The 26,496-nt window shown below is 53.0% G+C and carries 30 protein-coding genes and 1 CRISPR repeat array (1 of these 31 running past the window's edge); of the genes, 22 read left to right on the top strand and 8 right to left on the bottom strand.

Going from position 1 to position 26,496, the window contains the following annotated elements:
- Positions 1-3: 3 nt before the first annotated feature.
- From rplO to trhP, 11 genes are all read left to right on the top strand, one after another.
- Positions 4-438 carry a 50S ribosomal protein L15 gene (gene rplO, locus HZS79_RS13435; RefSeq protein WP_162217886.1) on the top strand — a complete coding sequence of 145 codons (435 nt, stop codon included), beginning with the start codon at positions 4-6 and terminating at the stop codon, positions 436-438.
- On the top strand, positions 439-1,770 hold the full coding sequence (secY, locus tag HZS79_RS13430) for a preprotein translocase subunit SecY (protein WP_162217885.1): 1,332 nt from the start codon (positions 439-441) through the stop codon (positions 1,768-1,770).
- 51 nt (positions 1,771-1,821) lie between these two features.
- Entirely contained in the window at positions 1,822-1,935 is a 114-nt protein-coding gene (rpmJ, locus tag HZS79_RS13425) for a 50S ribosomal protein L36 (RefSeq protein ID WP_009099023.1), read from the top strand.
- 121 nt (positions 1,936-2,056) lie between these two features.
- Complete coding sequence (gene rpsM, locus HZS79_RS13420) at positions 2,057-2,413, top strand: 30S ribosomal protein S13 (protein ID WP_096650776.1); 357 nt, start codon at positions 2,057-2,059, stop codon at positions 2,411-2,413.
- 39 nt (positions 2,414-2,452) lie between these two features.
- Positions 2,453-2,839, top strand: a complete 387-nt coding sequence (gene rpsK / locus HZS79_RS13415; protein ID WP_027337525.1) for a 30S ribosomal protein S11 — start codon at positions 2,453-2,455, stop codon at positions 2,837-2,839.
- Between the two features lie 12 nt (positions 2,840-2,851).
- The gene (gene rpsD / locus HZS79_RS13410) at positions 2,852-3,472 is read left to right on the top strand and encodes a 30S ribosomal protein S4 (protein WP_162217884.1); all 621 of its coding nucleotides are present in this window, start codon (positions 2,852-2,854) and stop codon (positions 3,470-3,472) included.
- Between the two features lie 125 nt (positions 3,473-3,597).
- Positions 3,598-4,593 carry a DNA-directed RNA polymerase subunit alpha gene (locus HZS79_RS13405; protein WP_009723881.1) on the top strand — a complete coding sequence of 332 codons (996 nt, stop codon included), beginning with the start codon at positions 3,598-3,600 and terminating at the stop codon, positions 4,591-4,593.
- Between the two features lie 39 nt (positions 4,594-4,632).
- On the top strand, positions 4,633-5,019 hold the full coding sequence (gene rplQ / locus HZS79_RS13400) for a 50S ribosomal protein L17 (protein WP_030074204.1): 387 nt from the start codon (positions 4,633-4,635) through the stop codon (positions 5,017-5,019).
- A 204-nt stretch (positions 5,020-5,223) separates the two neighbouring features.
- The gene (locus tag HZS79_RS13395; RefSeq protein ID WP_238401387.1) at positions 5,224-6,606 is read left to right on the top strand and encodes a D-alanyl-D-alanine carboxypeptidase family protein; all 1,383 of its coding nucleotides are present in this window, start codon (positions 5,224-5,226) and stop codon (positions 6,604-6,606) included.
- Positions 6,607-6,681: 75 nt separating this feature from the next.
- A complete protein-coding gene (locus tag HZS79_RS13390) occupies positions 6,682-7,557 on the top strand; it encodes a DMT family transporter (protein ID WP_338017227.1) in 876 nt (291 codons plus the stop codon).
- Between the two features lie 172 nt (positions 7,558-7,729).
- A complete protein-coding gene (trhP, locus tag HZS79_RS13385) occupies positions 7,730-9,100 on the top strand; it encodes a prephenate-dependent tRNA uridine(34) hydroxylase TrhP (protein WP_179928125.1) in 1,371 nt (456 codons plus the stop codon).
- Positions 9,101-9,126: 26 nt separating this feature from the next.
- Here trhP and thiE read toward each other — a convergent pair whose 3' ends face one another.
- From thiE to HZS79_RS13370, 3 genes are all read right to left on the bottom strand, one after another.
- Positions 9,127-9,747: a thiamine phosphate synthase gene (gene thiE, locus HZS79_RS13380; RefSeq protein WP_179928124.1), complete on the bottom strand. Its 621-nt coding sequence runs from the start codon at positions 9,745-9,747 to the stop codon at positions 9,127-9,129.
- 97 nt (positions 9,748-9,844) lie between these two features.
- Positions 9,845-10,189: a hypothetical protein gene (locus tag HZS79_RS13375; protein WP_162217881.1), complete on the bottom strand. Its 345-nt coding sequence runs from the start codon at positions 10,187-10,189 to the stop codon at positions 9,845-9,847.
- A 128-nt stretch (positions 10,190-10,317) separates the two neighbouring features.
- Positions 10,318-10,692 (bottom strand): DUF2237 family protein, encoded by a 375-nt coding sequence (locus HZS79_RS13370; RefSeq protein WP_179928123.1) that lies wholly within the window; start codon positions 10,690-10,692, stop codon positions 10,318-10,320.
- 266 nt (positions 10,693-10,958) lie between these two features.
- On the opposite strand from HZS79_RS13370, the gene gloA reads away from it, so the two are divergent.
- Both gloA and HZS79_RS13360 read left to right on the top strand, forming a co-directional pair.
- Positions 10,959-11,492: a lactoylglutathione lyase gene (gloA, locus tag HZS79_RS13365; RefSeq protein ID WP_179928122.1), complete on the top strand. Its 534-nt coding sequence runs from the start codon at positions 10,959-10,961 to the stop codon at positions 11,490-11,492.
- 1 nt (position 11,493) lies between these two features.
- The gene (locus tag HZS79_RS13360) at positions 11,494-11,859 is read left to right on the top strand and encodes a DUF6164 family protein (protein ID WP_162217878.1); all 366 of its coding nucleotides are present in this window, start codon (positions 11,494-11,496) and stop codon (positions 11,857-11,859) included.
- Here HZS79_RS13360 and HZS79_RS13355 read toward each other — a convergent pair.
- From HZS79_RS13355 to HZS79_RS13335, 5 genes are all read right to left on the bottom strand, one after another.
- The gene (locus tag HZS79_RS13355; protein WP_162217877.1) at positions 11,848-12,528 is read right to left on the bottom strand and encodes a cupin domain-containing protein; all 681 of its coding nucleotides are present in this window, start codon (positions 12,526-12,528) and stop codon (positions 11,848-11,850) included. The genes HZS79_RS13360 and HZS79_RS13355 overlap by 12 nt on opposite strands.
- Before the next feature lie 122 nt (positions 12,529-12,650).
- The gene (locus tag HZS79_RS13350; RefSeq protein ID WP_179928121.1) at positions 12,651-13,811 is read right to left on the bottom strand and encodes a metal ABC transporter solute-binding protein, Zn/Mn family; all 1,161 of its coding nucleotides are present in this window, start codon (positions 13,809-13,811) and stop codon (positions 12,651-12,653) included.
- Between the two features lie 41 nt (positions 13,812-13,852).
- Complete coding sequence (locus tag HZS79_RS13345) at positions 13,853-14,734, bottom strand: metal ABC transporter permease (RefSeq protein WP_162217875.1); 882 nt, start codon at positions 14,732-14,734, stop codon at positions 13,853-13,855.
- Positions 14,718-15,455, bottom strand: coding sequence for a metal ABC transporter ATP-binding protein (locus HZS79_RS13340; protein ID WP_179928179.1), 738 nt, complete (start codon positions 15,453-15,455; stop codon positions 14,718-14,720). The genes HZS79_RS13345 and HZS79_RS13340 overlap by 17 nt, the downstream gene beginning before the upstream one ends.
- 319 nt (positions 15,456-15,774) lie before the next feature.
- Positions 15,775-16,455, bottom strand: a complete 681-nt coding sequence (locus HZS79_RS13335; RefSeq protein WP_179928120.1) for a hypothetical protein — start codon at positions 16,453-16,455, stop codon at positions 15,775-15,777.
- A 161-nt stretch (positions 16,456-16,616) separates the two neighbouring features.
- Here HZS79_RS13335 and HZS79_RS13330 point away from each other — a divergent pair, with 161 nt between their 5' ends.
- From HZS79_RS13330 to cas2e, 9 genes are all read left to right on the top strand, one after another.
- Positions 16,617-17,582 carry a helix-turn-helix transcriptional regulator gene (locus tag HZS79_RS13330; RefSeq protein ID WP_179928119.1) on the top strand — a complete coding sequence of 322 codons (966 nt, stop codon included), beginning with the start codon at positions 16,617-16,619 and terminating at the stop codon, positions 17,580-17,582.
- 94 nt (positions 17,583-17,676) lie between these two features.
- The gene (cas3, locus tag HZS79_RS13325) at positions 17,677-20,256 is read left to right on the top strand and encodes a CRISPR-associated helicase Cas3' (RefSeq protein WP_179928118.1); all 2,580 of its coding nucleotides are present in this window, start codon (positions 17,677-17,679) and stop codon (positions 20,254-20,256) included.
- Positions 20,257-21,756 carry a type I-E CRISPR-associated protein Cse1/CasA gene (gene casA / locus HZS79_RS13320; protein WP_218928009.1) on the top strand — a complete coding sequence of 500 codons (1,500 nt, stop codon included), beginning with the start codon at positions 20,257-20,259 and terminating at the stop codon, positions 21,754-21,756. It begins immediately after the preceding gene.
- A 5-nt stretch (positions 21,757-21,761) separates the two neighbouring features.
- On the top strand, positions 21,762-22,313 hold the full coding sequence (gene casB / locus HZS79_RS13315) for a type I-E CRISPR-associated protein Cse2/CasB (RefSeq protein WP_179928117.1): 552 nt from the start codon (positions 21,762-21,764) through the stop codon (positions 22,311-22,313).
- Positions 22,310-22,954 carry a type I-E CRISPR-associated protein Cas6/Cse3/CasE gene (gene cas6e, locus HZS79_RS13310; RefSeq protein ID WP_179928116.1) on the top strand — a complete coding sequence of 215 codons (645 nt, stop codon included), beginning with the start codon at positions 22,310-22,312 and terminating at the stop codon, positions 22,952-22,954. The genes casB and cas6e overlap by 4 nt, the downstream gene beginning before the upstream one ends.
- A 16-nt stretch (positions 22,955-22,970) precedes the next feature.
- Positions 22,971-24,017, top strand: coding sequence for a type I-E CRISPR-associated protein Cas7/Cse4/CasC (cas7e, locus tag HZS79_RS13305; RefSeq protein WP_172422481.1), 1,047 nt, complete (start codon positions 22,971-22,973; stop codon positions 24,015-24,017).
- Between the two features lie 8 nt (positions 24,018-24,025).
- On the top strand, positions 24,026-24,736 hold the full coding sequence (gene cas5e, locus HZS79_RS13300) for a type I-E CRISPR-associated protein Cas5/CasD (RefSeq protein WP_179928115.1): 711 nt from the start codon (positions 24,026-24,028) through the stop codon (positions 24,734-24,736).
- A 2-nt stretch (positions 24,737-24,738) separates the two neighbouring features.
- Complete coding sequence (gene cas1e / locus HZS79_RS13295; protein WP_179928114.1) at positions 24,739-25,614, top strand: type I-E CRISPR-associated endonuclease Cas1e; 876 nt, start codon at positions 24,739-24,741, stop codon at positions 25,612-25,614.
- A gap of 25 nt (positions 25,615-25,639) precedes the next feature.
- Positions 25,640-25,879, top strand: coding sequence for a type I-E CRISPR-associated endoribonuclease Cas2e (gene cas2e / locus HZS79_RS16985; RefSeq protein ID WP_371829574.1), 240 nt, complete (start codon positions 25,640-25,642; stop codon positions 25,877-25,879).
- Positions 25,880-25,926: 47 nt separating this feature from the next.
- Positions 25,927-26,496: a CRISPR direct-repeat array (repeat unit 28 nt; unit sequence GTCTTCCCCACGCCCGTGGGGGTGTTTC); it runs 3,845 nt beyond the window's last position.

The raw sequence follows: 26,496 nt of genomic DNA, 5'->3' as shown, positions 1-26,496 counted from the left end.
TCCATGAAACTCAATACCCTGAGTCCCGCACCGGGCTCCAAACACGCTGCAAAGCGCGTTGGTCGTGGTATCGGCTCCGGTCTAGGTAAGACCGGTGGCCGTGGTCACAAAGGTCAGAAATCTCGCAGTGGCGGCAGCGTCAAGCCTGGTTTCGAAGGCGGTCAGATGCCGCTACAGCGTCGTTTGCCGAAGTTCGGCTTTACGTCTGCTAAGTCGCTGGTATCTGAAGAAGTACGCCTGGCTGAGCTTGCCAAGGTTGCTGGTGACGAAGTCACCATGGAAACGTTGAAGCAAGCCAACGTGCTGAAGGATGCAACGCTACACGCGAAAATCATCCTTTCTGGCGAACTGAACAAGGCGGTTACCGTTCGCGGTATCAAGGTCACCAAAGGTGCCCGTGAAGCGATCGAAGCCGCCGGCGGCAAGGTAGAGGACTAAATGGCCAAGTCAGGAAACATGCCGGCGATGGGCAGCGGTCTGGGTGAACTGTGGGCGCGTTTGCGCTTCGTGCTCCTCGCCATCGTGGTGTACCGTATTGGTGCCCACATTCCCGTTCCCGGTATCAATCCTGACCAGCTTGCTGCCTTGTTTAGGGAGCAACAGGGCACCATCCTAGGCATGTTTAACATGTTCTCGGGTGGCGCTCTGGAGCGTATGAGTGTCCTCGCCCTGGGTATTATGCCCTACATCTCGGCGTCGATTATCATGCAGCTCATGACTGCAGTCTCCCCTCATCTTGAGCAGCTCAAGAAAGAGGGTGAGGCTGGCCGCCGCAAGATTAGCCAGTACACCCGCTACGGCACGGTGCTACTGGCGTTTATCCAGGCTACCGGCATGTCCGTCGGTCTGGCTAGCCAAGGCATCGCTTACAGCGCTGACTTCAGCTTCTATTTCACCGCTATCATTACGTTTGTATCTGGTGCGGTGTTTATGATGTGGCTAGGTGAGCAGATCACCGAGAAAGGTATCGGCAATGGTATTTCGTTGCTGATCTTTGCGGGGATTGTCGCTGGGCTGCCCAGTGCCGTGGGGCAAGCATTTGAGCTTGCTCGCAATGAAGGGGCCTGGAATGTTCTTCCGCTGTTAGCGCTGTCAGTGCTAGGTGTTGCCACCGTGGCATTTGTGGTGTTCATCGAGCGCGGCCAACGCCGCTTGAAGGTGAATTACCCACGGCGACAGGTTGGTAACAAGATGTATGCAGGCCAAAGTAGCTACCTGCCCTTAAAAGTGAATATGGCTGGCGTTATACCAGCAATTTTTGCCTCCAGTATCCTGCTTTTCCCGGCCTCTATTGGTCAGTGGGTGGGCGCTGGTGAAGGAATGGAGTGGCTGCAGCGTGCATCACAAGCGTTAGGCCCTGGTCAACCGCTTTACATCTTGCTTTTTGGCGCGGCGGTGGTATTCTTTTGCTTCTTTTACACAGCGCTGGTCTTCAACCCAAAGGATGTGGCTGACAATCTTAAAAAGTCAGGCGCCTTCCTGCCGGGCATTCGCCCCGGCGAGCAGACCGCTCGCTATATCGATAAAGTAATGACACGTCTTACTTTATTCGGTGCCTTGTATATCACTGCGGTTTCCTTGATGCCCCAGTTCTTGATCGTTGCATGGAACGTGCCGTTCTTCTTCGGTGGTACGTCGCTTCTGATCGTAGTAGTGGTCATCATGGACTTCATGGCCCAGGTGCAGTCGCATCTCATGTCGCATCAATATGACTCAGTGATGAAGAAGTCCAACCTGAAAGGCTACGGTAGCGGCGGCATCATGCGCTGAGGCGCCACCCAATTTATTGGCGCGCCGCGAGCCGTTTTTGGAGAAAGAACGATGAAAGTTCGAGCTTCCGTAAAGAAGATGTGCCGTAACTGTAAGATCATTCGTCGCAATGGCGCTGTCCGCGTCATTTGCATCGAACCGCGGCACAAGCAGCGCCAGGGTTAATCCTGGGTTGTTTTAAGCGGGTGCCGGCATACCCCTTGCCTTAGGGCTTAGAAAGGGGTATGCTGTTGCGCCTTTTGTAGATGAATAAACGAGCAAGCCGCTCAAATTTCGGAGTAAGCTGATGGCCCGTATTGCAGGCGTCAATATCCCGGACAACAAGCATGCGGCGATCTCGCTGACCTATATCTTCGGGATTGGCCGTACTCGCGCTCAGCACCTTTGTGCTGCTGCCGGTATCGCGCCTACTACCAAGATCCAGGATCTATCTAGCGACGAGCTGGATACCCTGCGTTCTGAAGTTGGTAAGTACACCGTAGAAGGCGACCTTCGTCGTGATGTCACGCTTAACATTAAGCGTCTCATGGACTTAGGCTGCTACCGTGGTCTGCGTCATCGTCGTAGTCTTCCGCTGCGTGGTCAGCGGACTAAGACTAATGCGCGTACCCGTAAGGGCCCGCGTAAGCCGATCCGCAAATAACACGCACGTTCTGGCGTAAAGACAGGAATAGACATCAACATGGCTAACCCGCGTAGTAACCGTAAAAAGGTTAAAAAGCAGGTAGTGGACGCCGTAGCGCATATCCACGCCTCTTTTAACAACACGATCGTGACGATCACAGACCGCCAGGGCAACGCTCTTTCTTGGGCGACAGCCGGTGGTTCGGGTTTTCGTGGTTCTCGCAAGAGCACCCCGTTCGCTGCTCAAGTAGCAAGCGAGCGTGCAGCGACTGCTGCAGCCGAGTATGGTGTGAAAAACGTAGACGTGCTGGTCAAAGGCCCCGGTCCCGGCCGTGAATCCGCCGTGCGCGCTCTAAATGCCGCCGGCTTCCGCGTGCAAAGCATCATTGACGCGACGCCCATTCCCCATAATGGCTGCCGTCCGCCTAAGAAACGCCGCGTTTAAGGAGACAGATTCATGGCTCGTTATATTGGACCGAAGTGCAAACTGTCTCGTCGTGAAGGCACCGACCTCTTTTTAAAGAGTGGTGTGACTCCCTTCGAGAAAAAGTGTAAATCCGAGCAAATTCCGGGTGTACACGGCCAGCGTCGTCAGCGTCTTTCCGACTACGGCTTGCAGCTTCGTGAGAAGCAGAAAGTACGCCGTATGTATGGCGTACTCGAAAAGCAGTTCCGCAACTACTACAAAGAAGCCGCTCGCCTGAAAGGTGCGACTGGTGAAGTATTGTTGCAGTTGCTCGAATCCCGACTGGACAACGTCGTCTACCGCATGGGCTTCGGCTCGACTCGCTCTGAAGCGCGTCAGCTGGTCAGCCACAAGGCGATTTCCGTGAACGGTCGCACCGTTAACGTTGCTTCTTACCAAGTGAAGCCCGGTGACGTGGTATCTGTTCGCGAGAAGGCGAAGAACCAAGCTCGTATTCAAAGCGCGTTGACCATTGCGGCCAACCGTGGCGACATTGCTTGGATCGAAATCGACGCCAAGAAGATGGAAGGCACTTTCAAGGCTCTGCCTGAACGCGGTGACCTGACTGCCGACATCAACGAAAACCTGATCGTCGAGCTGTACTCCAAGTAAGCAGTTTGATTTACATTTCTGCTTCTTGAGACCTGGGCGGGGTAGCAAAGCTAACCGCCCAGATGCTCTTGAGTATTGTGCTCTAGAGTACTCAGTATCCGTTTGGCAGCCTGAAAGGTGTTCATATGCAGCGTTCAGTGACAGAGTTTCTTCGCCCTCGCGACATCAAGGTCGAAGAAATCAGCGCACATCATGCCAAAATCGTTCTCGAACCGTTCGAGCGCGGCTTTGGTCACACCCTGGGGAATGCACTTCGTCGCATTCTGCTTTCGTCCATGCCCGGCGCTGCCGTGGTAGAGGCTGAAATTGCCGGTGTAGAGCACGAATACAGTGCACTCGAAGGGGTGCAGGAAGATGTCATTGAAATCCTCCTGAACTTGAAAGATGTTGCGATCAAGATGCACAGCCGCGATGAGGCGGTGCTCTCGCTGAACAAGCAGGGCCCAGCCGTCGTCACCGCTGGCGACATTGCGCTTGATCATAGTGTCGAAATCGTCAACCCGGACCACGTCATTGCACACGTCAATGAAGGTGCCGAGCTGAAAATTCAGCTTAAGGTAGCGCTGGGTCGTGGTTACGAACCGGCTGACGCCCGTGGCTCTGATGAAGAGACTCGTGCTATTGGCCGCCTGCAGCTGGATGCCACCTTCAGCCCCGTCCGCCGTGTTTCTTACTCGGTTGAGGCCGCTCGTGTTGAGCAGCGCACCGACCTCGATAAGCTAATTATCGATCTGGAAACCGACGGCACCTTGGATCCGGAAGAGGCTATCCGTCGCAGTGCGACCATTCTGCAAGAGCAGCTGGCCGCCTTCGTCGACCTTGAAGCTGACAAAGAGCAAGAAGTCGAAGAGGAAGAGGATCTCGTTGATCCGATCCTATTGCGCCCCGTAGACGATCTTGAGTTGACTGTCCGCAGCGCTAACTGCCTAAAAGCCGAGAATATCTACTACATCGGTGATCTGATTCAGCGCACAGAAGTTGAGCTGTTGAAGACTCCGAATCTCGGTAAAAAGTCTTTGAATGAAATCAAAGATGTATTGGCGGCGCGTGGCTTGTCCCTAGGTATGCGGCTGGAAAATTGGCCGCCCGCTAGCCTGAAGGACGACAAGGCCTCCGCGTGAGTGTCGACTCGAGTCCCAGTTTGGTAAGGAATTACAACCATGCGTCATCGTAAGAGTGGTCGTCATCTGAATCGCACCAGCTCGCACCGTCAGGCCATGTTTAAAAACATGTCTGTCTCGCTGGTCGAACATGAAGTTATCAAGACAACCCTGCCTAAGGCTAAAGAACTGCGTCGTGTTATCGAGCCGCTGATCACTTTAGCCAAGCAGGACAGCGTTGCAAACCGTCGTTTAGCATTTTCCCGTACGCGCTCTAAAGAAGCCGTCGGCAAATTGTTTAACGAGCTGGGTCCGCGTTACGCCGAGCGTCCGGGTGGTTACATCCGTATTCTCAAGTGCGGTTTCCGCACAGGCGACAACGCACCCATGGCGTTCGTTGAGTTGGTCGATCGTCCGGTTGTTGAAGAAGCGGCAGCAGAAGAGTAAGTATTTGCTTCGCCTCTTGGCATAATGAAAGCCGACCCTTGATGGGTCGGTTTTTTTTTGCCTATCCGAATGACTCATAACGTATATATACTCATCATTGATATCTTATTCAGCGTATTGTCGTGCTAGTCTTGAAGCTGAGCTCCGTTTAACAGGGCTAATAGCTGATAGTGTGGCACCACTAAGAACAAGCAAGGGGCATGTATGACAACCAGGGGAATGTATTCAACGTTGGTCACGCGTTGGTGGTTTTCGTTATCGATACTGACGCTGCTTTTTGGGGTGGTGACGAGTGCCCAGGCGAATCCGCGCTATGCGGGCATTGTTGTCGACCTTGATAACGGGGAAGTGCTGTATGCTGAAAATGCAGACGAGCGCCGTTATCCCGCGTCGCTCACCAAAATGATGACGCTTTATTTGACGTTTGAAGCGCTGGAAAATGGTCGTTTACGTCTTGATCAGCCACTACCAGTATCTCGAAAAGCAGCGGCGGCCCCTGCCATCAAGCTATGGCTGCAGGAAGGTAGCACGATCCCTGTAGACAGTGCTATCCGAGCCTTGGCAGTACGTTCTGCTAATGATGTCGCTGTCGTGGTTGCCGAAGCGTTAGGTGGAAGTGAGCAGCGCTTTGGGGAGTTAATGACTGCCAAAGCCCGTGAGCTGGGTATGCACTCGACGACCTTCCGCAATGCCTCTGGTTTGCCTGATGGGCAGCAGGTCACCACGGCACGTGACATGGTGACGCTATCCGTCAGAGTGATGCAGGATTTCCCCCAGTATTATCACTACTTCGGTCTCCAGGAGTTTACTTACCGTGGAACCACCCACGCAAGCCATAACCGGCTAGTACGTAACTATCCAGGCGCTGATGGTCTTAAAACAGGCTTTATCCGTGCGTCAGGCTTTAACGTAGCAACGACCGCCAATCGCAACGGTCGCCGCTTGGTCGGTATCGTCATGGGCGGCTTTAGCGGCGCGTCGCGTGATGCTCACATGGCGGATCTGCTGGACCGTAGCTTTGCCAGAGCGTCACTGCGTGACCAGCGTAGCTGGCTTGCCAACACTAATTTCTCTAGCGACTTTATGACGTTTTCGGGCTCACCGCAGCCTGTGCGTCAACCGGTATCACCGCAACCAGCGCCTAGCCGCCCGATGGTAGCGAGCGTGGCGGCAACAGCGCCGACTACCACGCCCGCCGCTCGGGTCGAAGAGCAACTTGTCCGCGCCAGGAATGAGGCTGCAAATGCCCCCGCCGCCACTGCACCAGACCCGGTGCAAGCCTTCATTGCCCAGGAACGTGAGTTAGCTTCGACGTCGTCAGCATCCTCGACAGCCGCTTCTGTTCCAGGCTGGGGGATTCAGGTCGGTGCATTTAGTCAGGCGTCACAGGCGGAGCAGTTGGCCCAGCAGGCTGCTCGGCAGTTGCCCCATGAAGTCGGTGGCCGTGTTGCTATCGATACGCTAGAGGGGCCGACAAAGGTATTTCGTGCCCGTGTAGTGGCGTTGGATGAACCGAGAGCCAGGCGCGCCTGTAGAACCTTAAAAGCGCAGGGTATGGAGTGTATGGTGGTCAACGCAAGCTTATAGCGTTACTTAAGACTAACGACCTACCCCGCCAATATTGCCCCATTGGCGGGGTTTTTATTAGTGAAGGAGAGCGCCGTGACAACGTCGTTAAAAGGCATACTCTGCATGTGTTTGGGTGTCTTGTTCTTAGCGCTTGGCGATGCGGTAGCGAAGTGGCTTGGAGAAGTGCACTCGCCGCTGCAGATTATTTTTTTCCGAACGTTAGTGTCATTGCCGCTCATCGCATTGTTGGCCTATTTCGCCGGCGGGCTACGAAAGTTGCGCACCAAGCGTCCTGGTGTGCATCTGTTAAGGGGACTGATCTATACCGCCACGATGGTGTGTTTTGTATGGGGGCTCACGTTGCTGCCGCTCGCCGAGGCCACGGCGATTGCCTTTGTGGCGCCACTGTTTGTGACGCTGCTGTCGGTACCCTTGCTAGGTGAACGTATTGCCCCTCCTGTATTAATCGCATCGATTGCTGGCTTTGTAGGGGTATTGGTTGTGGTTCGCCCCGGAGGGGATGCGTTCCAGTTAGGTACGCTAACGCTGTTGGGAGCCGCCTTTTTTTATGCGCTCATGATGATTACCGCGCGGCGCTATGGCGCCCGGGAGCATCTGTGGGCGATGGTGTTTTACATGACGTTAGTGCCATTTGTCATCACTGCGATCAGCTTACCCTGGGTATGGCAGACGCCAGAGCCCTGGCACTGGCTTGGGTTTTTGGCTGCCGGTGTGTTAGGCATTGGAGCGACCGCGTTTATTACCCTGGCCTTCCGTTTCGCGCCTGCGGCGATTGCCGCGCCATTTGATTACACGGCGATGCTCTGGGCAGTACTACTAGGCTGGTGGTTCTGGGGAGAACTGCCTGATCTATGGGTATGGGTGGGTAGTGCGCTGATTATGGGCAGCGGGTTAGCGATTGCCTACCATGACCGCCGCACGACGCTGAAACCCCGCCCAACGGCGTGAAACGCTGCTGTTATTAATAGGCGTATGTCGTCAATAGATGCCTGTGATCGTTACTTTTTGATCTGGGTCAGCAAAGTAGGCGGCTGAGCAAGACAGAGTGTGTGAGCTGGTTATAATCCGGCACGTTCAACACCGCGCACTTGCGCCATCGTCCTGATAACGGTGACTGTCTATGCAAGCTCCCGAATTACTCTCGCCTGCGGGTACCTTTAAAAATATGCGTTACGCGTTTGCCTATGGGGCAGACGCGGTCTACGCGGGTCAGCCGCGCTATTCACTTCGAGTGCGTAATAACGATTTTAAGATCGATAATTTGCACCGTGGTATTGAGTACGCTCATGCGCGAGGCAAGAAGTTCTATGTTGCTTCCAACATTGCCCCGCACAACAGCAAGTTGAAAACCTATCTTCGGGATATGGAACCGGTGATTGAGGCCGGTCCTGATGCGCTGATTATGTCAGACCCCGGTTTGATTATGATGATTCGCGATCGCTGGCCAGATCAAGAAATCCACCTGTCGGTGCAGTCCAATGTAGTGAATTGGGCTGCCGCACAATTCTGGCAGCGCCAGGGCATCAGTCGTATCATTTTGTCTCGGGAGCTATCCCTTGAAGAGATTGGCGAAATACGTGCCCAGTGCCCCAGTTTAGAGATCGAAACCTTCGTTCATGGTGCGCTATGCATTGCCTACTCTGGACGCTGCCTGCTATCGGGCTATTTCAACCACCGCGACCCCAACCAAGGCACCTGCACCAATGCATGCCGTTGGAAATACAACACCATAGCAGCTACCCAGGATGATACGGGCGACCTGATACCGGCCCAACAGGGTGGTGACACGGCGGGAGCCGATCAGGACGAACTCTCGGCGCTGATTGAAGACGTCACTCGCCCTGGCAAGCTGATGCCTGTGTATGAAGATGAACACGGCACCTACATTATGAATTCCAAGGATTTGCGTGCAGTACAGCACGTGGCTCGCCTGACAGAAATGGGGGTGGCATCGCTCAAGATCGAAGGGCGGACAAAATCCCATTACTACGTTGCACGAACCGCACAGGTTTACCGCCGTGCAATTGATGACGCCGTTGCAGGCCGTCCTTTTAACATGGGGCTTATGGATGAGCTGGAGAACTTAGCCAACAGAGGGTATACCGAAGGCTTCTATCGTCGTCATGTGCACGATGAGTTTCAAAGTTATGAGCAGGGTAGCTCCATTGGTGTGCACCAACAGTTTGTTGGTGAAGTGTTGGGCTACGATCCCATTCGTGGCTGGTTGGACATTGAGGTTAAAAATCGCTTTGAAGTGGGCGATAGCATGGAGCTCATGCTGCCAAATGGCAATCACCGCTTCGTGCTTGAACACATGGAGAACGTGCGCGGCGAAGCCCAGCGCGCTGCACCTGGCTCGGGGCATCGGGTACGCCTCCCGGTGCCAGGTGTCAGCATTAGCCCTGAGCAGATTGAGTTTGCGCTTTTAATGCGCGATCTTAAGCCAGCAGGCTCTATTGCGGCTGTTCAGCTCGGTGTTCCTGTTGCTTAACGCGTGCTTAAGAGCAAGAGCGGTTGTTAATAACGGCCCGAAAAAAAGGCCTGTGCTGCCAGGCGTGGGTCTGGCTGACCGCAGATAGCCGAGATAACTGCTATGCCGCTTGCCCCAGCGGTTTTCACCTGGGCAGTGTGTTCAGCTTTTAGCCCACCAATGGCGACACTGGGAAGTTGGCAAACGCTGGCAAGCCGTGCCAGCCCGTCAAAGCCAATTGGCTGGGCGTGGTCTTGTTTACTGCCAGTCGCAAATACAGGGCCTAAACCGACGTAATCAAGCAGCTCGACGGGCGCGCCCTGTAGCTGGTCAAGTGTATTAATCGAAAGCCCGATAATGGCGTGCTGGCCTAGTGCATGTCGTGCTTCTTGAACGGCCATATCGCTTTGGCCGACATGTAAGCCATCGGCTTGGCTGGCTAACGCCACGTTCAAACGATCATTAATGATCAGCGGCACGCCACTGCCTGCCAGCATCGCTTTGAGACGTTTGGCCTGGGCGATCATATGTTCATCACTGGCGTGTTTATCTCGCAGCTGCACCATCGTAATGCCGCCTTGTATGGCGGCCTCAACCGTTTTTTCAATGCCCAGAGGGTCGCACAGTGCTGTATCGGTCACCAAATATAGAGAAAGATCAAACGGCATGCACCGCCTCCAGCTGAAAGGATAGGGAGATCATCGCGGGGAAATACTATCCTTGGCTCAGGCCAGTCTGTAAAGCCTGGCGTTTTACAAGCAACTGTCAGCGGAAAGAGATACGTGTGCCGTAGGTGAGCATTTCATCAGGCGTCATCGCCTTGCCCTCGACGCCAATCATTTCATCGCCACATTGGTCGGCAAAAGTAAGCACGCCATGGGTAAAGCCCAACTGACCAAGCGTATCGCGGATTTCACCGGTGCCTAAAAATGTACTGACGTGGCCTTCATTGTTACACAAATCAGATACGCCGTTGGCGTGATGAAAGCGAACCTTGTAAATGCCGTCCATCGACTCGACCTCTATAATCGGTGAAAAGCCATTGTGTATGGCATGAGCCAGTTGTTTTAATGTTAGGCGGTCGCCAAGGGTCATATCAATTGCAGTCATGACAAACTCCGTTTGGGTGCCATCAACGAGGCATCGCCTGTCTGTAAAGGCGTTGGTTCTGTAAAGGTGTTGATATAGTAGTGTAGAGGGTTTGCGTAGGGTTTCCAGGGGGGAAGAGTGGTTGAGTCTTAATGAACTGCGTCCAACGCATGCTGCTGAAGTGTTCTCAGCGGAATCACTTCCAGCGTTTTTGCATTGGTGCCGGAAAGCAGAACCGGTGGGGCTAACCCTACCTGGGCAGCCTCCTGCCAGCGATGGGCGCACAAACACCAGCGGTCCCCAGGTATTAGGCCGGGGAAGCCATAGTCAGGGCGCGGTGTTACAAGATCGTTTCCTTGAGCGCGGGAAAACGCCAAAAACGCTTCGGTGACCATCGCACATACCGAGTGAATGCCCACATCATCAGGACCAAGACGGCAAAACCCATCGCGATAAAAACCGGTTTTAGGGTCATGGCAGCAAGGGGTTAAGGGCTCACCCAGGACATTAAGATCGCGAGACATACAGCCTCCCTTTTATCACGGCTAGAATTATTCGGGCATCGCCCTGACGAAGCAGTCATCAGGTTGCATAAGCACCATGACTAAACATAGTGGCTACAAGCAGTTTAAAGCCTTGTACAAAGTAATCCGTTCGTCAAAGTTATTGCGTGAAATAAGCGCCACGTCCAGTGTGTTGTTAGAATGCTGAACACTTTTGTGAAGATTGTAGTAAGCACATTTTTAAAAACATTTTTAAGCACTTTTATTGTCACTACTAGGAGAGTTGCATGTCGTTTAAAGGTGAACAGCACCCAGGCGTTGCGCCTGCTGCGCCGCAAACTCAAGGGTTTCGCTTAAACCACACCATGCTGCGGGTAAAAGACCCAGAGCGTGCCCTGGCGTTTTACTCCCAGGTATTTGGCATGCAGGTATTACGCCGGTTGGATTTTGAAGAAATGCAGTTTTCGCTCTACTTCCTGGCCAACCTAGAAGAAAGCGATAATGTGCCGGAAGAGGTCTCGGCCCGAACTACCTGGACATTTAGCCAAAAAGGCCTGCTGGAGCTGACCCATAACTGGGGCACCGAACACCAACAAGATTTCGCCTACCATGACGGTAACGCGCAACCCCAAGGGTTTGGTCATATCTGCTTCAGCGTGCCTGATTTGGAAGCCGCCCAGGCGTGGTTTGATGCGCACGACGTAACCTTCGTCAAACGTGCGGATCAGGGCAAAATGAAGGATGTCATTTTCGTTAAAGACACAGATGGCTACTGGATTGAAGTCATTCAAGCAGACCGCATGGCGGCCATGGGCGACTAATATGGCCCATTTGCTATTTCGGCTTCGCCATGTCACGGATGAAGAAGCACTGGAAGTGCGTCAACTGTTAGACGAGGGCGGCTTTGATGTGTATGAAACCCAGGCGGGCTTTTTCCGCCTGGGCGTTGATGCTATTTGGTTGCGTAACCCCCATCAGCGTGAGGCAGCGGAAGCTGCCCTGGCAGCGTATCAGGCCGAGCGCCAAGCGAAGGCACGCCAAGAGCATGACGAAGCTGTCGCTCGGGGTGACGCGCCAACGCTGTGGCGGCGACTGGTGGCGAACCCTCTGCAAGTGATACTTGTGATGGTGGCTGTGACCTTGATTGTGCTGTTAACCCTACTGCCATTTCTTGGCTTAATTGGCTGATAGGTGTCCGCGTTTAAGGTACAGCCGCACGCCTTCGCTACCTGCGCGTAGCGTAAGCGCTGTACCCGGAGGGTAGCGGCACCAACTGCCTTGAGGGTATTCCGTACCCTCATCGACTACTGACCCTTTCAGGACAAAGAACTCTAGCCCACCGTTAAGCAAAGGGTACGGAACGACTGTATCAGCTTCCCAGCGTTCTAAGCTGACCCGTTCAGGGCCATACCGTTCTGAACTATAGGTGTGCAGCATTTTATACGTAATGCCAGGACGGCGGTCCGGCTGCCAAGGCAAGCGGTGGGCAGGTACGGCCAGCTGCAGAATATCGTTTTCCTCAAACTGGTGTAGCTTGACCAGGATAAGCGCGCCTTCTTCGCCTATATGTGGCGTATGCCCCGTACCAATAGGGTTGCGTAGGTAGCTGCCTGCTGAGTAACGGCCATGCTCATCAGCAAACACACCTTCAAGCACCAAGATCTCTTCACCGCCGCCATGGGTGTGCCGGCTGAACTGGCTGTTAGGCGCGTAGCGCACTAGGCTCGTCGCCCTGGCGACTTCATCGCCAATGCGGTCAAACATCATGCGTTCAACGCCAGCGCTGGGAGAGTCTACCCAACGATACTGATCCGGTGTAACACAGGCAAAGTGGCTAAAGTCGGCGTTTAGGCGCATGGTGTTGGCTCTTTGCAGTGGTAAAAAACGACACGGTGGTGCCAAGTCTCCCCATCCCCAAAGCAAAATGCAATGCAAAAAAATACCGCCCGGGGGCGGTATTCAAAAGTTCACATTTGCACTTAGTGATTGTGACCATGATGGTCGTGGTCGTGGTCGTGGTCGTGGTCGTGGTCGTGGTCATCGTGGCCCGGTTTGGCCAAGGCAGCATGTAGCACGCTAGCGTTATGGCGCATCATGCCTAGGTAAGTGCTTGCTTCGCCTTCGCTCGCTAGCGCATCAGCATACAGCGTCCCAGCAATTGGCAGCCCAGTCTCTTCCGCTAACTGATTAATGATGGACTGGTTCGTCATGTTCTCGTGGAACAGCGCCTGCACGTTTTCCTGATGAATCACATCCACCAATGCCGCCATACGAGCACCGCTAGGGTCGGCTTCAGTAGAAAGGCCGACTGGCGACAGGAAGTTGACTCCATAAGCGTTTGAGAAATAACCAAACGAGTCATGGCCGGTAATCACGCTAGCAGAGGCGGGTATTTCGCCGATGAGCGCGCGGATCTCCGCATCTACTTTGGCCATTTCAGCTAAATAACGCTCTGCGTTGGCCTGGTAGCTTTCGGCGTTATCGCTGTCGGCTTCAATCAAACCATCGCGGATATTGGCCACATATACTCTTGCCTGCTGCATATCCTGCCAAGCGTGGGGGTCATCATCGCCGTGTTCGTGATCGTGGTGCCCATGGCCATGGTCGTCATGCCCGTGGTCATGGTCATCGTGCCCGTGGTCATGGTCATCGTGTCCGTGGTCATGGTCATGGTCATTGTGCCCGTGGTCATGGTCGTCATGCCCATGGTCATGGCCATTGTGCCCGTGGTCATGGTCGTCATGCCCGTGGTCATGGTCATCATGCCCGTGGTCATGGTCGTCATGCCCAGCATACTCCAGGGCATTAATACCATCCGTGGCGGTGACCAAAATGCCAGAGTAATCGCTGGCCTCAATCAGACGTTCCATCCAGCCTTCAAATAGTAGCCCGTTGAAGACCACAACGTCCGCACCCGCTAATGCACGGGCATCGCCAGGGCTTGGCGAGTAAACGTGAGCATCGCCATCGGGGCCGACCAGCGAGGTAACGTTAACGTGCTCGCCACCGACATTTTCGACCATATCGGCCAAAATCGAAAAACTGGTAACAACGTTAACCCGTTCGTTAGCAATAGCCGCAGGTAGTGCCAGCATGGCAGAGACACCGACAAGCCAGCGCGAGGAAGAGGAAAGCGACATACAACACTCCTTACCATTTAAGTCATAAAACGTGATGGCACCTATTCAAGCGCAAGCGGCGTTGTTTTACGCCGCAGCTTAGCGGCTAAGCTGTGGTAGCGGCCGAACAGTGCCGACAGTAGATAGCCCACCCCAGCCAGCAAAATAATGCTGGGCCCAGAGGGAATATCCAGGTGAAACGAGAGCAGCAAACCGCCTGTGCTCGCGATCATTGCCAACACAATGGCAATGCCGATCAAGCCCTCAAGGCGCTTGCTCCAAAAACGTGCTGACGTTGCGGGTAGCATCATCAAGCCAACCGCCATCAGCGTGCCTAACGTTTGAAATCCAGCGGTTAAGTTAAGCACCAAAAGCCCTAAAAAGACGCTGTGCACCCAACCACTGCGGCGGCTTTGCCCACGCAAAAATAAAGGGTCTAAACACTCCACCACCAGCGCACGGAAAATAATCGCCAGGATAATGACAATCAGTGTGCTGATAGAGGCAATCAGCAGCAGCGCAGTGGAGTTAATCGCCAAAATCGAGCCAAACAGCACATGGGTGAGGTCCACACTGCTACCACCTATCGAAATCAGCATGACCCCTGCCGCCAGCGAGATAATAAAAAAGCTCGCCATGGCGGCATCTTCCCGTTGGCCACCCATTTTTGACACCGCCCCCGCCAAGAGAGCGACCAGCAGGCCAAACAGAACGCCGCCAACACTCATGATGGGTAGCGAAAAGCCCGCCAGCAGAAAACCAAGTGCCACGCCCGGCAAAATAGCGTGGGCCATCGCATCGCCAATCAGGCTCATACCACGCAGCACCAGAAATACTCCCAGCGGCGGAGCGGCCAGTGAAAGGGCTAAGCCTCCTACCACGGCACGACGCATAAAGCCATAGTCGAAGGGCGCTAAAAACCACGCATCAAGCAGTGCCAGCATGGCGCCCTCCAATGGTAAAGGGCACGATCTGCGCCGATGCATGATGCTGATGGTTAAGTGCGCTGGGGGCTAACCATCGGCCACGGCCACCGTTCAGCATTAACACCTCATCGGCCAAGCGGCGAAGGTGATCCATGTCGTGTAGCACCACGATCAGGGTCATGCCGTCATCCGCCATCTGGCGAAAAATGGGAATTAGTACATCGACGGTTTCGCTATCGACATTCGCGAATGGTTCATCTAACAGCAGCAGAGCCGCCTCTTGCATCAGCGTGCGGCCAATCAGCGCCCGCTGGCGCTGGCCACCGGAAAGCTCACCCAAAGGCCGGTGCGCTAAATGCGAAATGCCCAAGCGCGCCATGATGTCGCGACCTTTACGGTAATGTGCTGCGCAGTAGCCCTTCAGAGCACCGTGGCTTGGCCAACTGCCTGTCATTACCAACTCTTCAACGCTCATCGGAAAGGTCAGGTCTAACGCCAGCTGCTGGGGCAGCCACGCACGGCGTGCTTTATCGACAGTGCAGACCACTTCACCACTGGTAGGCCGAAGCTCACCCATAATGGCTTGAATCAACGTGCTTTTACCGGCCCCATTGGCACCAATCAGCGCCGTAATGGCCCCCGGCTTTATGTCACCATCCACGTGCTCCAGCACCGTGCGCCCACCCTGGGCAAGGTGTAGATCATGCAACTGAAGGCGCGAAAGTGAACGCTCACTCATAGCGGCCACCCGCTTGCCCACACAACCAATCCCCACAATGCTAGCAATGGTAGCGTTACCAGCCCCAGTCGCTTGGCAACAGACAGCGACATCAGCGAAAAATGGCAAGGACCTTCCTTGTTATGGCGATGCATACGCTCACTCATTGAGTGCCCTCACAACGAATAAATAAGTTATAACATAACATTAGGTGAAACCAAAAAAGAGGCGATATTTTACGCGCTCAAACGGTGCTGACAATGTTAAATCGTACTCGCACCGCTAAGCGCGCAAATCAATGGCTGGCAGCATATCGCCACATAAAGCAACGACAACACGGCTAGTAGCGCCATGTAGCGCCGATTTGCTGGGGTGAGACAAGCAGGGCGTACTCACCGTTCAAAGAGACAGGACCCACCGAGAGACGAGCCGGTTGAAAACGGTTAATCGCGCGAGATGCCTGGTTGGGTTGCGTCCAAATTTGCAGTTCGTTGATCAACATGCCGGTGGCAAAGTTCACCGCACCATCTCGTCCGCGGCCATCGGCGGCAATCACTGCCCCGGCAAGGCTATTCACCACTAGCGAGCCAAATCGCGCGTCCAGACCGCGCCGCGCTCTCTCCTCCTGGGCAAGCTGTAAGCCGAGCGCCTGTACGCCGCTTAGCTCACCGCGCGCTTTCAAACGCTCATACTCAACCAATGCCGCCTGATGTGGCTGGCGGTCGAGCAGCATGCCACCCAACGCCAAGGCGGATTTCACCACACCCACCCGCGCATCAAAGCGGTCATCGCGGCTACTTGCCTCACTCGATTGATAAGCGTCAATGGCAAGGCTTGCCGCATAAATCCCCGTCCACCCCGCATCCCACCAAGCCGCATGTTGCGCCCCATTTTCGAATACCTCGTCATACGTAGACCAATCGGTAGACGTTGGGGCTTGTGCCTGAGCCTGTGTTGAAAAGGCAAGCAGCGCCAGAGCGAAAGCCACCAGCGCAGAGCGTGAAAGACGAATACACCGCATGAGAAAACACCGAATCGTAGGAGGAGTAGTGCCTAGCGTAGCATGTCGCTAGCAACGGGTAAGCGTGGAATCGACGTGACCTAAGTATGACGAAGATCAATGGAGTTGAAGGGGGAAGGGTGGTTAGATGGAGCGATAGATAACGGCGCAGGGAGTGCCTAATGAGTCGGTTTAGCCGTATTTACAAAATCCATGAACTTCTTCGCGCCGCGCATTATCCCGTTCCCATGCGTGTGTTTATGGACGAATTGGAAGCCAGCCGGAATACCGTCACCCGTGATTTTGAGTTTCTTAGGGATACGCTGAGCGCGCCTTTGGAGTATTGCCGAGAATACAATGGTCACCGTTATAACCCTGACGCACCGGTATTTGAACTGCCGGGGTTCTGGATGACACCAGCAGAACTGCACGCGCTTCTGGCTTGTGAGCATCTTCTGGAAAATGTTCAGCTCGGTCTCATTTCCCCCCATCTAAACCCTCTCAAGAAAAAAATACAGCAGTTGCTGGGTGCGTCAGGGCACGATGCCGAGCAAATAAGTGAGCGCATACGAATTCAACCTATCCAAAACCGCATTTCAAAAAACAGAGTGTTTGATCCTGTGGCTCAGGCCACCTTGGCAGGGCACTGCCTTGAGTTTAGTTACCAGTCTAGAAGTGACACGGGCGACTCTCAGAGTCGATGTGTTCATCCACAGCGTTTGCTTCATTACCGCTCGAATTGGTATTTGTTGGCGTACTGTGAACGTGCATGGGCATTGCGACTGTTCTCTTTGGACAGAATATCAAATATTTGCATAACAGAAGCAGAGTGCCACCGGTTGAGTAGTTCGGAGCTTGATACGTTTGCGCTTGCTGGGTTCGGGATTTTCGGTGGTAAGCCAAGAGATATTGCACACCTACGATTTTCTGAGCATGCCGCTAAGTGGGTAGCTGAAGAAAAGTGGCACCCTGAGCAAGAAAGCCAATGGCAGGCTGACGGCTATCATCTAAAAGTTCCGTATGCCGATGACCGAGAATTAGTGATGGAAATTCTGCGCTATGGGGCCGAAGTGGAGGTGCTAGAACCTACTGAGCTTCGAGGCGAAGTAGCTTCTCGAGTTAAGAAAATGCAAAAAATTTACTGTTAACTTTTTCAGTGATGCGCTGAGTGAGGCAGTAAGTGTTATAGGGTGAAAGCTAGGCACTTGGCAGGCTGGCGTTTCATTACAAATAAGGGGCATCATGCTCAGGAAAAAAAGTAAAAGCGTTTCATCAATTGAAGTGAAGCCCTATGCGGCATGCCCCGCTAAATCATTTACTGCATCCAGTGGCTGTATTCGACCGGGTCGAAGCGTTGAAAGTCATTGTCAAATTGTAGGTGAAGTGGCGAAAGAGCTGATTCACCGCTTTCCTCTGCAAGGGATTTTTCCTAAAGGGTCGGCTTATCTTGCTGCGACCCACGATATCGGTAAAGTTTCACCAACTTTTTTTAATAAAATCATGCGTGCCTGCTCGCTGGAGAGGGTGCCAAATGCCAATCCTGATCTGGAAAGAGCGTGGGGCGGGCATGCTGGAGTCAGCCAAGCCACTGCCAAAGCAATGGGGGCCCCAGAATACGTACCAGAAATTCTGGGCCAGCATCATGGTTTTTCCCCAAATCTCGCTGGCAAGCGAGCGGACGCGGAGGTTTTCGGTGGCACTTTATGGCAAAAGGAGCGTGAAAAACTCGCAAAAAACCTGAGTGAGTCGCTAGACGAAGACTGGCCACAGATTGAGTCAGTTGCTCAAGCGCGCTTGCTGGCAGGGTTAACCTCTGTGGCCGACTGGATTGGATCTGGCCATCACTTTGAAGACCCAGAAGCCCCCTGGGAAGAAAAAATCACTCAAGCTCTGGATGACGCGGGGTTCGTGCCGGTTTCCTACCAACAAAACCTTTCTTTCGAGCAGGTGTTTGGGTTTGCACCACGATTGGCACAATCAACATTGATTGAGCAAGCCAGTCGGCCTGGCGTTTACGTCTTTGAAGCCCCCATGGGATTAGGGAAAACTGAAGCTGCGTTGTATGCCGCCTACAAAATGCTGGCCAATGGTCAAGCAAGTGGCATCTATTTCGCGCTGCCAACGCAACTAACTTCTAACAAGATATTTGAACGTTTTCAGGGCTTTTTGGCATCTGTGCTGGCAGACGAATGCCACCACCGCTCGCTTTTACTGCATGCTAATGCTTGGCTGTTTGATACTGAACTGGGCGAAGAAGGCCGTCCTGGTGGTGCATGGTTTAATCAAAGCAAGCGAGGGCTTTTAGCACCTTTTGCGGTGGGCACTATAGATCAGGCTTTGATGGCAGCGATGAACGTTAAGCATGGTTTTGTCAGGGCTTTTGGTTTGGCAGGCAAGGTTGTCATTCTTGATGAGATACACACCTATGATGCCTATACAAGTACGTTGCTGGATGCACTGGTCAGTTTGCTACGTGAACTACATTGCACCGTCATTATTCTTAGTGCCACGCTCAATCAGGAACGTCGCCAAGGTTTATTGAAACGTTCTGTTACATCAATAGGTTACCCGCTAATAACAGCTAGCCACAATGAAGAAAATATGGCGCAGGAAGTTAGTGTGCCAGCTGGTAAAAGTAGCCGGGTCGAGATCGTTATAAAACCAGATGAAGCCACCGCAATTGAGCATGTACTGCTTTGTGCAGAGCAAGGTCAGCAGGTTCTGTGGATCGAAAATACCGTCAAAGATGCACAACAGCGTTACTTGGACATTGCCGCCCGTGCTGCCGACTTAGGGGTTGCTTGTGGTCTTTTGCATTCTCGCTTTACGGCCAATGACCGACAGCAGATCGAAGATAAATGGGTCAGTCTTTTTGGCAAGTCCGGCTGGCAAGATAGACAGAAACAAGGGCGCATTTTGGTCGGTACGCAGGTGTTAGAACAGTCGCTGGATATTGATGCGGACTTCATGGTGACCCGCTTCGCGCCTACTGACATGTTGCTGCAACGCCTGGGCCGTTTGTGGCGGCATAGTGAGACACCGCGCTGCAGCGAAGCAAAACCAAAGGTTTGGGTGTTGGCACCCGCGCTGGATGCAGCCATCGAAGCACCGGAAACTCATTTTGGCGCCAGCGCTTACGTTTATAGCCCTTATGTACTTTGCCGTAGCCTTGAAGTCTGGCAGGACATTAAACACGTCAATCTACCGAAAGATATTCGTGGTTTGATTGAACGTACCTATTGTAGCCGAACAGAAAAGAATGCCTCGATGAGCCGCTGGTTGAGAGACTTGGAAGAGGGTAACCGTCACCGCAAAGGGCTCAATGCCTTGCGTCAGCTAGCGCGAATAGGGCTTTCGGAAGGTGGTAACACTCTGCCAGAAAGCAAGGCGCAGACACGCTACAGCGAGTCGGAAAGTTATGAGGTGCTGCTGCTAAAGGCAATGACCCGAAATCGTACGGGAGATACAGCAACATTGACATTATTGAACGGTGAACAGTTAGAGCTCCCCCTACAGCGTCATAAGCTGACGAAGCCTGAATGGCGTCAGCGGACGGCAGTACTGATGCGTCAGATTGTTAATGTGCCGCAAGGCGATAAACCTAATGCTCTGTCCATGGCGACCCTCAAAAGTTTCGGCTTGGGGCACTGTTTTTATCTGGGCAACCCCGATTGGCCAGAAGATGAAAGCCTTTTGCGCGTAGCGTTGGTGGATGCGTCCGACCGTCTTCAGGGTGTTGAGCATAATGATGTTCACGACAAGCATGCCCTGGAATACCGCGATGATCTTGGGTACAGGGTCATCAAGAACAGGGGGAAATAGATGATGGAATGCCGTTTTAATCTGATCGATGAGCCGTGGATACCTGTGGCGGATTATGGCCGTGTCAGCCTGCGGCAAATATTCAGCAACGCCGAATACAGAAGCCTGGGTGGCAACCCAGTTCAGAAAATTGCCCTGCTTAAACTGCTTCTAGCGATTGCCCAAGCAGCGGCAACGCCTAAAGATGAAGCTGAGTGGAAAGCCTTAGGCGCACAAGGGCTGGCCGAGCGCTGTTTGTCATACCTGGATAAATGGCATGACCGTTTCTACCTGTATGGAGACAAACCGTTTCTGCAGATGCCTGCGATTAAGTCCGCCAGAGTCCAGTCTTACGGTGCGGTGTTGCCAGAAGTTTCAACAGGCAACACGACGGTTTTAAGCCAGCAACAGGTGCAAAAACATCTGGATGATAGTGAAAGAGCACTGTTGTTGCTAACGCTAATGGGGTTTGCACTATCCGGTAAAAAAACTGACAACAGTGTTGTGTTAACAGAAGGTTACGCAGGAAAGAAAAATGATAAAGGTAAGCCTTCTACAGGAAAGCCGGGGCCTTCTGTCGGACATATGGGATTCCTACATAGTTTTTTAATTGGTAGTGATATTCCAAAAACGCTCTGGCTGAATTTGTTCACACGTAGACAGCTTGAGGAAATGAATAGCTATCCCGACGGAGTTGGTATTGCACCGTGGGAACAAATGCCTGAAGGCGAAGATTGTGAGCATGCAAAACAGCTTAAGCGTGCCTTAATGGGTAGGTTAATCCCTGTTTGCCGGTTCTGCTTTCTTACTGAAGATGGAATTCATTATTCTGAGGGTGTTTCGCACCCTGGATATAAAGAGGGAGGGGTGGATCCCAGCACGGCCGTCAATTACTCGGGCAAAGAGCTTAAGGCGCTGTGGGTAGACCCCGAAAAAAGGCCTTGGCGAGAACTGACATCTTTACTTGGTTTTTTTGGCCAATCGGACTCACAGGGTTTTCAAAGCTGGCAATTACGCAACGGCTTAGGGCGAGCGCAAGAAAAGACAAATGCGTTTGCTATCTGGTCAGGGGGATTACGGGTAAGTAGCAATGCCGGTGAGCAATATGCTTCGGGAAGCAATGATTTTGTCGAGTCGCAAGTCTGGTTGGATAGCAGCATTTTGGGTGACATATGGTTCAGCCAGCTTAAAAAGGAAATGGATGCCATCAATGACCTTGCCAAAAACCTTTATGGCCGGGTTCAGGGGTTCTACAAGGAGCAGACGGTAGATGGTAGCAAAGTTGCGCCGCTAGCCACTCGCCATTTCTGGCAACTTTGTGAACGGGATTTTCAGGACTTGGTTGATCAGTGCGACCAAACCGAACAAGCCGCAAATGACAGGCACAAGCTGCGGCGACGTTTTGCAGGCTACGTACATCAAGCCTATGACCAATATTGTCCCCGGGAGACCGCCAGGCAGTTGGATGCCTGGGCCAAATGCCGCCCCAATAACAGCAAATACCTGAAGCAGGAGGCTTAAGCATCATGCAAGAAGCACAAGCAACGCCACCACCCAACAAGCCCCAAAGCAGCGATGAAAAATTCGTCGATACCGTGATTGCCCATTGCCTCAAGGATAAAGGCCTGGCTGCCCGCTTACGTCGGGCGGATAACCCCGCGATGGAGTACCAGAGCTGGGAATTACTGGGTTCGCTGAGCTATCTCGGTATAGACCTTGAAGTGGATTATAAACGTATCCCCTATGTCACTGTGGCTTCAGCTATTGCGAAAGCTAAAGCTGAGCGTAACGGCACGCTTTCTCTAGGTCGAGCCATTGCAGCTTGCTATGAAGATGGCAGAGACAGCGCTCAGGCCAAGGCACGTTTGCGCCGTTTATTAGCAAGCAGTGAATTAGCCGAGGTGTGTCGGCTGCTGCGTCCTGTATTGACCCTAATTGACAGCAAGGTAGGGCAACCGGTGGATTACATCCGATTGCTACGTCAGCTGCGTTTTTTTGGCCATAGGACCAAAGCCCAATGGGCCCAGGAGTTTTATGGTCAGTCTGCACCTGTCGACAAACAGGAGGCAGCAACATGAGTATGGTGGCCAGTGCACTCCATTTGGATCGCCGCTCGGTCAAGGCGCTGCGTATCACCGACGCTTACTCACTGCACAGAGTGATCTACAGCCTATATGACGACGTACGCGATGAAGCAGACAAAGTAGCCAGTAAAGCCAGCGGCATTCTCTACGCCGATCAGGGTGGCGACTTTCGAGGCCGCAAGATCCTGATGTTATCCAATCGAGCGCCAAAGACAAGTGTGGATGGCCAATATGGAAAAGTGCTGAGCAAGCCGATTTCGGAAAGCTTTCTGGAGCATGATCAGTACCGCTTCAAGGTTATCGTCAACCCAACCCGTCGAGATAGTGCAAGCCGTAAGCTGTTTGCCGTGCGCGGACGAGACGACGTCGCACAATGGTTTACTGAGCGAGCTACTAAAAGCTGGGGGTTTGACGTTTCTCCCCAGCACTTGCAAGTCGACAAAATAGAAGTGCTGCAGTTTAAGGACAAGCATCAACGGCAAGTCACCATTGGCCAGGCGCATGTTCAGGGGCTGTTACGAGTTACTGACAAACAACAGTTTACGCATAGCTTTATGCAGGGGATTGGTCGCGCCCGTGCTTACGGCTGTGGCCTTCTTCAAATCGTACCTATTACTGAAAACCCTTTTGCATAAATTCAAGGAAACTGCCATGACTAACGCTTATACCAGTACCCGTATTGAATACCACATTCTTCAATCCTTTCCGGTGACTTGTTTGAATAGGGATGACGTGGGGGCTCCCAAGTCAGCGATTGTCGGTGGCGTGCCGCGCGCGCGCGTAAGCTCGCAATGCTGGAAGCGACAAGTGCGGTTAGCCATGCAAGAGCTGGGCGTCAAGCTTGGCATTCGTACAAAAAAAGCATCAGAAATTTTTATTAAAGCGTGCAGTGAAGCGGGTGCCAGTGAAGAACAGGCTGCTGCGTGCGGCACTAAAATTGCCACTCAACTGACTGATGATACGTTGTTATTTGTCAGCGAGACGGAGGCTGCGGCATTTGCAGCTTATGCTGCAGAAAAGGAATTTGACGATAGCAAAATTAAGGATAAGGAACTTGCTAAAGTGGCTAAGAAGGCACTAAACCCTGCTGAAGATTCACTTGATATTGCCTTATTCGGCCGTATGGTAGCGAAAGCCGCAGGGATGAATGTTGAAGCCGCGGCGGCTTTTTCGCATGCAATTTCGACGCATAAAGTCAGTAACGAAGTAGAGTTTTTTACCGCACTGGATGACCTTCAGGAGGAGCCTGGCTCTGCGCATATGGGTAGCCTGGAGTTCAACTCAGCGACTTACTATCGCTATATCAGTCTGGATCTAGGCCAATTGGCCCAGACTATGGGAGAGACTGACCTCAAGGAAGCCGTTGAAGCTTTCACTAAAGCATTGTTTTTAGCCGTGCCCAATGCTCGGCAGACTACCCAGTCCGGTGCCAGCCACTGGGATTTTGCCCGCGTGATGGTAAGGCGAGGGCAGCGCCTGCAGGTACCGTTTGAAACGCCGGTTAGCAAGGCGCGTGAAGGCGGCTATCTCCAAGCTAGCATTGATAGACTGAAAACCGAGCTGGATAAAAAAGAGAAGCTGGCGGGTTCGCTGTTTGGAAAACAGGGGTCCTACGACTGGGGCGAAAATGAAGATTACAGCGTTGATAGTTTGATAAGTGATTTGCAAAGCCATATCGCCGCTAACCCAGCGCAGTGAGGTCAGGCATGAATGATCCTTATCTGCTGCTGTGGTTGGAGGCCCCGCTTCAGTCATGGGGCCATGATTCAAAATTCGGGCGCCGGGATAGCCTTGATTTCCCCACCAAGTCTGGCGTGATAGGCCTGCTTTGCTGTGCACGGGGGGCTGGTGGTAAGCAGGCAGACTGGTTAGCCCGCTGGGCGGAAAGAGACATGCAGGTGCAGGCCTATGTGCCTGCAGGCAAGCAGGGAGAAGCGCTGCCGCGCCAGCCGCTGATGCGGGACTTTCACATGGTAGGCAGCGGCTATGATGATCAAGATCCGTGGCAAAACCTGCTTATTCCAAAAACGAGCGAAGGCAAAAAGGCAGTGGGTGGAGGCTCCAAAATGACCTATCGCTATTATCTGCAGGATATGGCATTTGCCGTTGCCTTGCAGGGGGCGCACGAAGAGTTAGCCGAGCTCGAAGCGGCATTACAGAATCCTGTATGGGATCTGTACCTTGGTCGCAAGAATTGTGTGCCGACCGAGTTTATTGTGCAGGGTATTCATGCAGACGAGGAACAGGCCATGGATAAGGCTCGGCAGCTTGCTACATCAAAAAACCGTTTACCAATATTCAAAGTGCTGCAAGGTGAGTATGAAGGAGAGGTATTGACCCTTAATGATGTCCCCGTACAGTTTGGTGAGCACAAGTTATACCGTGATCGCCGTGTAACTGTCTTAACAGAGGGCTAGGCATGGCTGCGGGACAACGCCTGTTCGTCAAAGTCACACGCGACTCTCTTCCTCAGGTAAAGGATAAATATCCATTTCTCTATCTAGAGCGAGGCAGGCTAGAAATAGACGACAGCAGCATCAAATGGATTGACTCAGAAAATAACGTCGTGCCGTTGCCGGTGGCAACACTCAACGCTTTGCTGTTAGGCCCTGGCACCAGCATTACGCATGATGCAGTAAAAACGGCAGTCGCGGCGAATTGTTCTGTGTGTTGGGTAGGAGAAGATAGCTTGTTGTTTTACGCGGCAGGCTTTTTACCGACAGCAGATACTCGCAACCTTAAGCAACAAATAGAGCTGTCTGCTAATCCAGCTAAGTCTGTAGAAGTCGCGCGTCGCATGTTTGCTCGCCGTTTTCCTGATGCAGATCTGGAAGGCAAAAGTCTCAAAGAAATGATGGGCATGGAGGGGCATCGTGTTCGCTCACTTTACCAAACTAAAGCGGAGCAATACCAAGTAGGTTGGAAAGGGCGCAAGTTTGTACCAGGAAAATTCGAAACCAGCGATGTAACCAATCAAGTATTGACGGCTAGTAACGCTGCGCTCTACGGCATCCTATGCTCAGCAGTTCATAGCATGGGCTATTCACCACATATCGGGTTTATCCACTCGGGTAGCCCATTGCCGTTTGTTTATGATTTAGCCGACCTTTATAAGGAACATTTATGTATAGATTTAGCGTTCATGCTAACGCGAGACATGGCCGGTCGTTACAACAAGCAAAAGGTATCTGCAGCCTTTCGTGAGCGAGTCATTGAAATGGATCTCCTCGTACGGTTGGCAGATGACATACAAGACATACTGGGGGTGAGCCGTGCTCGTGGTCGTCGCAAATGATTTGCCACCCGCTGTACGTGGACGAATGAAGCTCTGGTTTGTTGAACCACGGGCTAATGTATTTGTGTCGGGAGTCAAAGACTCGGTTGCTAAAACAGTGGTCGACTACCTGTATCAGCATTGCCCGCCTGAATCTGGCGTGGTTATTTTTCGTTCCTTACCTAAGCCTCCGGGATATGAAGTTCGAACGGTTGGGCCCACACGAAAAGCATTAACAGAAATCAGTGGACTGCAGTTAGTTATTGAAACACTGAAAAACCAATAAACCCTATATCTTGTGTTTAACAGGGGGATCTTTAACAATATACTGGTGTCTTCCCCACGCCCGTGGGGGTGTTTCTAAGCCGTGCGATGAGTGGAGCGGCTATACTGAGTCTTCCCCACGCCCGTGGGGGTGTTTCTTCACTATGCGCTGGCCGTTTAGTCGTAAAATTGTCTTCCCCACGCCCGTGGGGGTGTTTCTATCGGCTTACGTGCGTTTTCAGGGCCGGATTGGTCTTCCCCACGCCCGTGGGGGTGTTTCTCTCGCCAAGCGTCCGACTCGCTGACGAAGAGGGTCTTCCCCACGCCCGTGGGGGTGTTTCCACCGAGGGGCAAAGCTGATAGCGGGTAAATGCGTCTTCCCCACGCCCGTGGGGGTGTTTCTGGCAGGCTTCACGCAATGGCGCTATTTCTTCTGTCTTCCCCACGCCCGTGGGGGTGTTTCCAGGGTTATCCCGCCAACGGTTACATACACCGTGTCTTCCCCACGCCCGTGGGGGTGTTTCTGATGCGGTTTCCTGATGGCCCAGGTCAGTACGGTCTTCCCCACGCCCGTGGGGGTGTTTCTAAAGCGTTTGTTAGCACTGATTTAGACACAGGGTCTTCCCCACGCCCGTGGGG

It is taken from the genome of Vreelandella zhaodongensis, assembly GCF_013415115.1.
In the GTDB taxonomy this organism is placed as follows: domain Bacteria; phylum Pseudomonadota; class Gammaproteobacteria; order Pseudomonadales; family Halomonadaceae; genus Vreelandella; species Vreelandella zhaodongensis.
This window is presented reverse-complemented; position numbering and strand designations above follow the sequence as displayed.

What these genes read in the sequence shown, in the direction of transcription:
- HZS79_RS13405 (WP_009723881.1), top strand. Translation starts at nt 3,598, where the DNA reads ATGCAGCGTTCAGTGACAGAGTTTCTTCGCCCTCGCGACATCAAGGTC.
- HZS79_RS13355 (WP_162217877.1), bottom strand. Translation starts at nt 12,528, where the DNA reads ATGCGCCTAAACGCCGACTTTAGCCACTTTGCCTGTGTTACACCGGAT.
- HZS79_RS13330 (WP_179928119.1), top strand. Translation starts at nt 16,617, where the DNA reads ATGAGTCGGTTTAGCCGTATTTACAAAATCCATGAACTTCTTCGCGCC.
- HZS79_RS13360 (WP_162217878.1), top strand. Translation starts at nt 11,494, where the DNA reads ATGGCCCATTTGCTATTTCGGCTTCGCCATGTCACGGATGAAGAAGCA.
- cas7e (WP_172422481.1), top strand. Translation starts at nt 22,971, where the DNA reads ATGACTAACGCTTATACCAGTACCCGTATTGAATACCACATTCTTCAA.
- HZS79_RS13395 (WP_238401387.1), top strand. Translation starts at nt 5,224, where the DNA reads ATGACAACCAGGGGAATGTATTCAACGTTGGTCACGCGTTGGTGGTTT.
- cas2e (WP_371829574.1), top strand. Translation starts at nt 25,640, where the DNA reads ATGAAGCTCTGGTTTGTTGAACCACGGGCTAATGTATTTGTGTCGGGA.
- rplO (WP_162217886.1), top strand. Translation starts at nt 4, where the DNA reads ATGAAACTCAATACCCTGAGTCCCGCACCGGGCTCCAAACACGCTGCA.
- rpsM (WP_096650776.1), top strand. Translation starts at nt 2,057, where the DNA reads ATGGCCCGTATTGCAGGCGTCAATATCCCGGACAACAAGCATGCGGCG.
- rpsD (WP_162217884.1), top strand. Translation starts at nt 2,852, where the DNA reads ATGGCTCGTTATATTGGACCGAAGTGCAAACTGTCTCGTCGTGAAGGC.
- HZS79_RS13340 (WP_179928179.1), bottom strand. Translation starts at nt 15,455, where the DNA reads ATGAGTGAGCGTTCACTTTCGCGCCTTCAGTTGCATGATCTACACCTT.
- secY (WP_162217885.1), top strand. Translation starts at nt 439, where the DNA reads ATGGCCAAGTCAGGAAACATGCCGGCGATGGGCAGCGGTCTGGGTGAA.
- HZS79_RS13375 (WP_162217881.1), bottom strand. Translation starts at nt 10,189, where the DNA reads ATGACTGCAATTGATATGACCCTTGGCGACCGCCTAACATTAAAACAA.
- gloA (WP_179928122.1), top strand. Translation starts at nt 10,959, where the DNA reads ATGTCGTTTAAAGGTGAACAGCACCCAGGCGTTGCGCCTGCTGCGCCG.
- cas3 (WP_179928118.1), top strand. Translation starts at nt 17,677, where the DNA reads ATGCTCAGGAAAAAAAGTAAAAGCGTTTCATCAATTGAAGTGAAGCCC.
- HZS79_RS13370 (WP_179928123.1), bottom strand. Translation starts at nt 10,692, where the DNA reads ATGTCTCGCGATCTTAATGTCCTGGGTGAGCCCTTAACCCCTTGCTGC.
- casB (WP_179928117.1), top strand. Translation starts at nt 21,762, where the DNA reads ATGCAAGAAGCACAAGCAACGCCACCACCCAACAAGCCCCAAAGCAGC.
- HZS79_RS13345 (WP_162217875.1), bottom strand. Translation starts at nt 14,734, where the DNA reads ATGCTGGCACTGCTTGATGCGTGGTTTTTAGCGCCCTTCGACTATGGC.
- cas1e (WP_179928114.1), top strand. Translation starts at nt 24,739, where the DNA reads ATGGCTGCGGGACAACGCCTGTTCGTCAAAGTCACACGCGACTCTCTT.
- trhP (WP_179928125.1), top strand. Translation starts at nt 7,730, where the DNA reads ATGCAAGCTCCCGAATTACTCTCGCCTGCGGGTACCTTTAAAAATATG.
- cas6e (WP_179928116.1), top strand. Translation starts at nt 22,310, where the DNA reads ATGAGTATGGTGGCCAGTGCACTCCATTTGGATCGCCGCTCGGTCAAG.
- rpsK (WP_027337525.1), top strand. Translation starts at nt 2,453, where the DNA reads ATGGCTAACCCGCGTAGTAACCGTAAAAAGGTTAAAAAGCAGGTAGTG.
- rplQ (WP_030074204.1), top strand. Translation starts at nt 4,633, where the DNA reads ATGCGTCATCGTAAGAGTGGTCGTCATCTGAATCGCACCAGCTCGCAC.
- HZS79_RS13350 (WP_179928121.1), bottom strand. Translation starts at nt 13,811, where the DNA reads ATGTCGCTTTCCTCTTCCTCGCGCTGGCTTGTCGGTGTCTCTGCCATG.
- HZS79_RS13335 (WP_179928120.1), bottom strand. Translation starts at nt 16,455, where the DNA reads ATGCGGTGTATTCGTCTTTCACGCTCTGCGCTGGTGGCTTTCGCTCTG.
- casA (WP_218928009.1), top strand. Translation starts at nt 20,257, where the DNA reads ATGATGGAATGCCGTTTTAATCTGATCGATGAGCCGTGGATACCTGTG.
- cas5e (WP_179928115.1), top strand. Translation starts at nt 24,026, where the DNA reads ATGAATGATCCTTATCTGCTGCTGTGGTTGGAGGCCCCGCTTCAGTCA.
- thiE (WP_179928124.1), bottom strand. Translation starts at nt 9,747, where the DNA reads ATGCCGTTTGATCTTTCTCTATATTTGGTGACCGATACAGCACTGTGC.
- rpmJ (WP_009099023.1), top strand. Translation starts at nt 1,822, where the DNA reads ATGAAAGTTCGAGCTTCCGTAAAGAAGATGTGCCGTAACTGTAAGATC.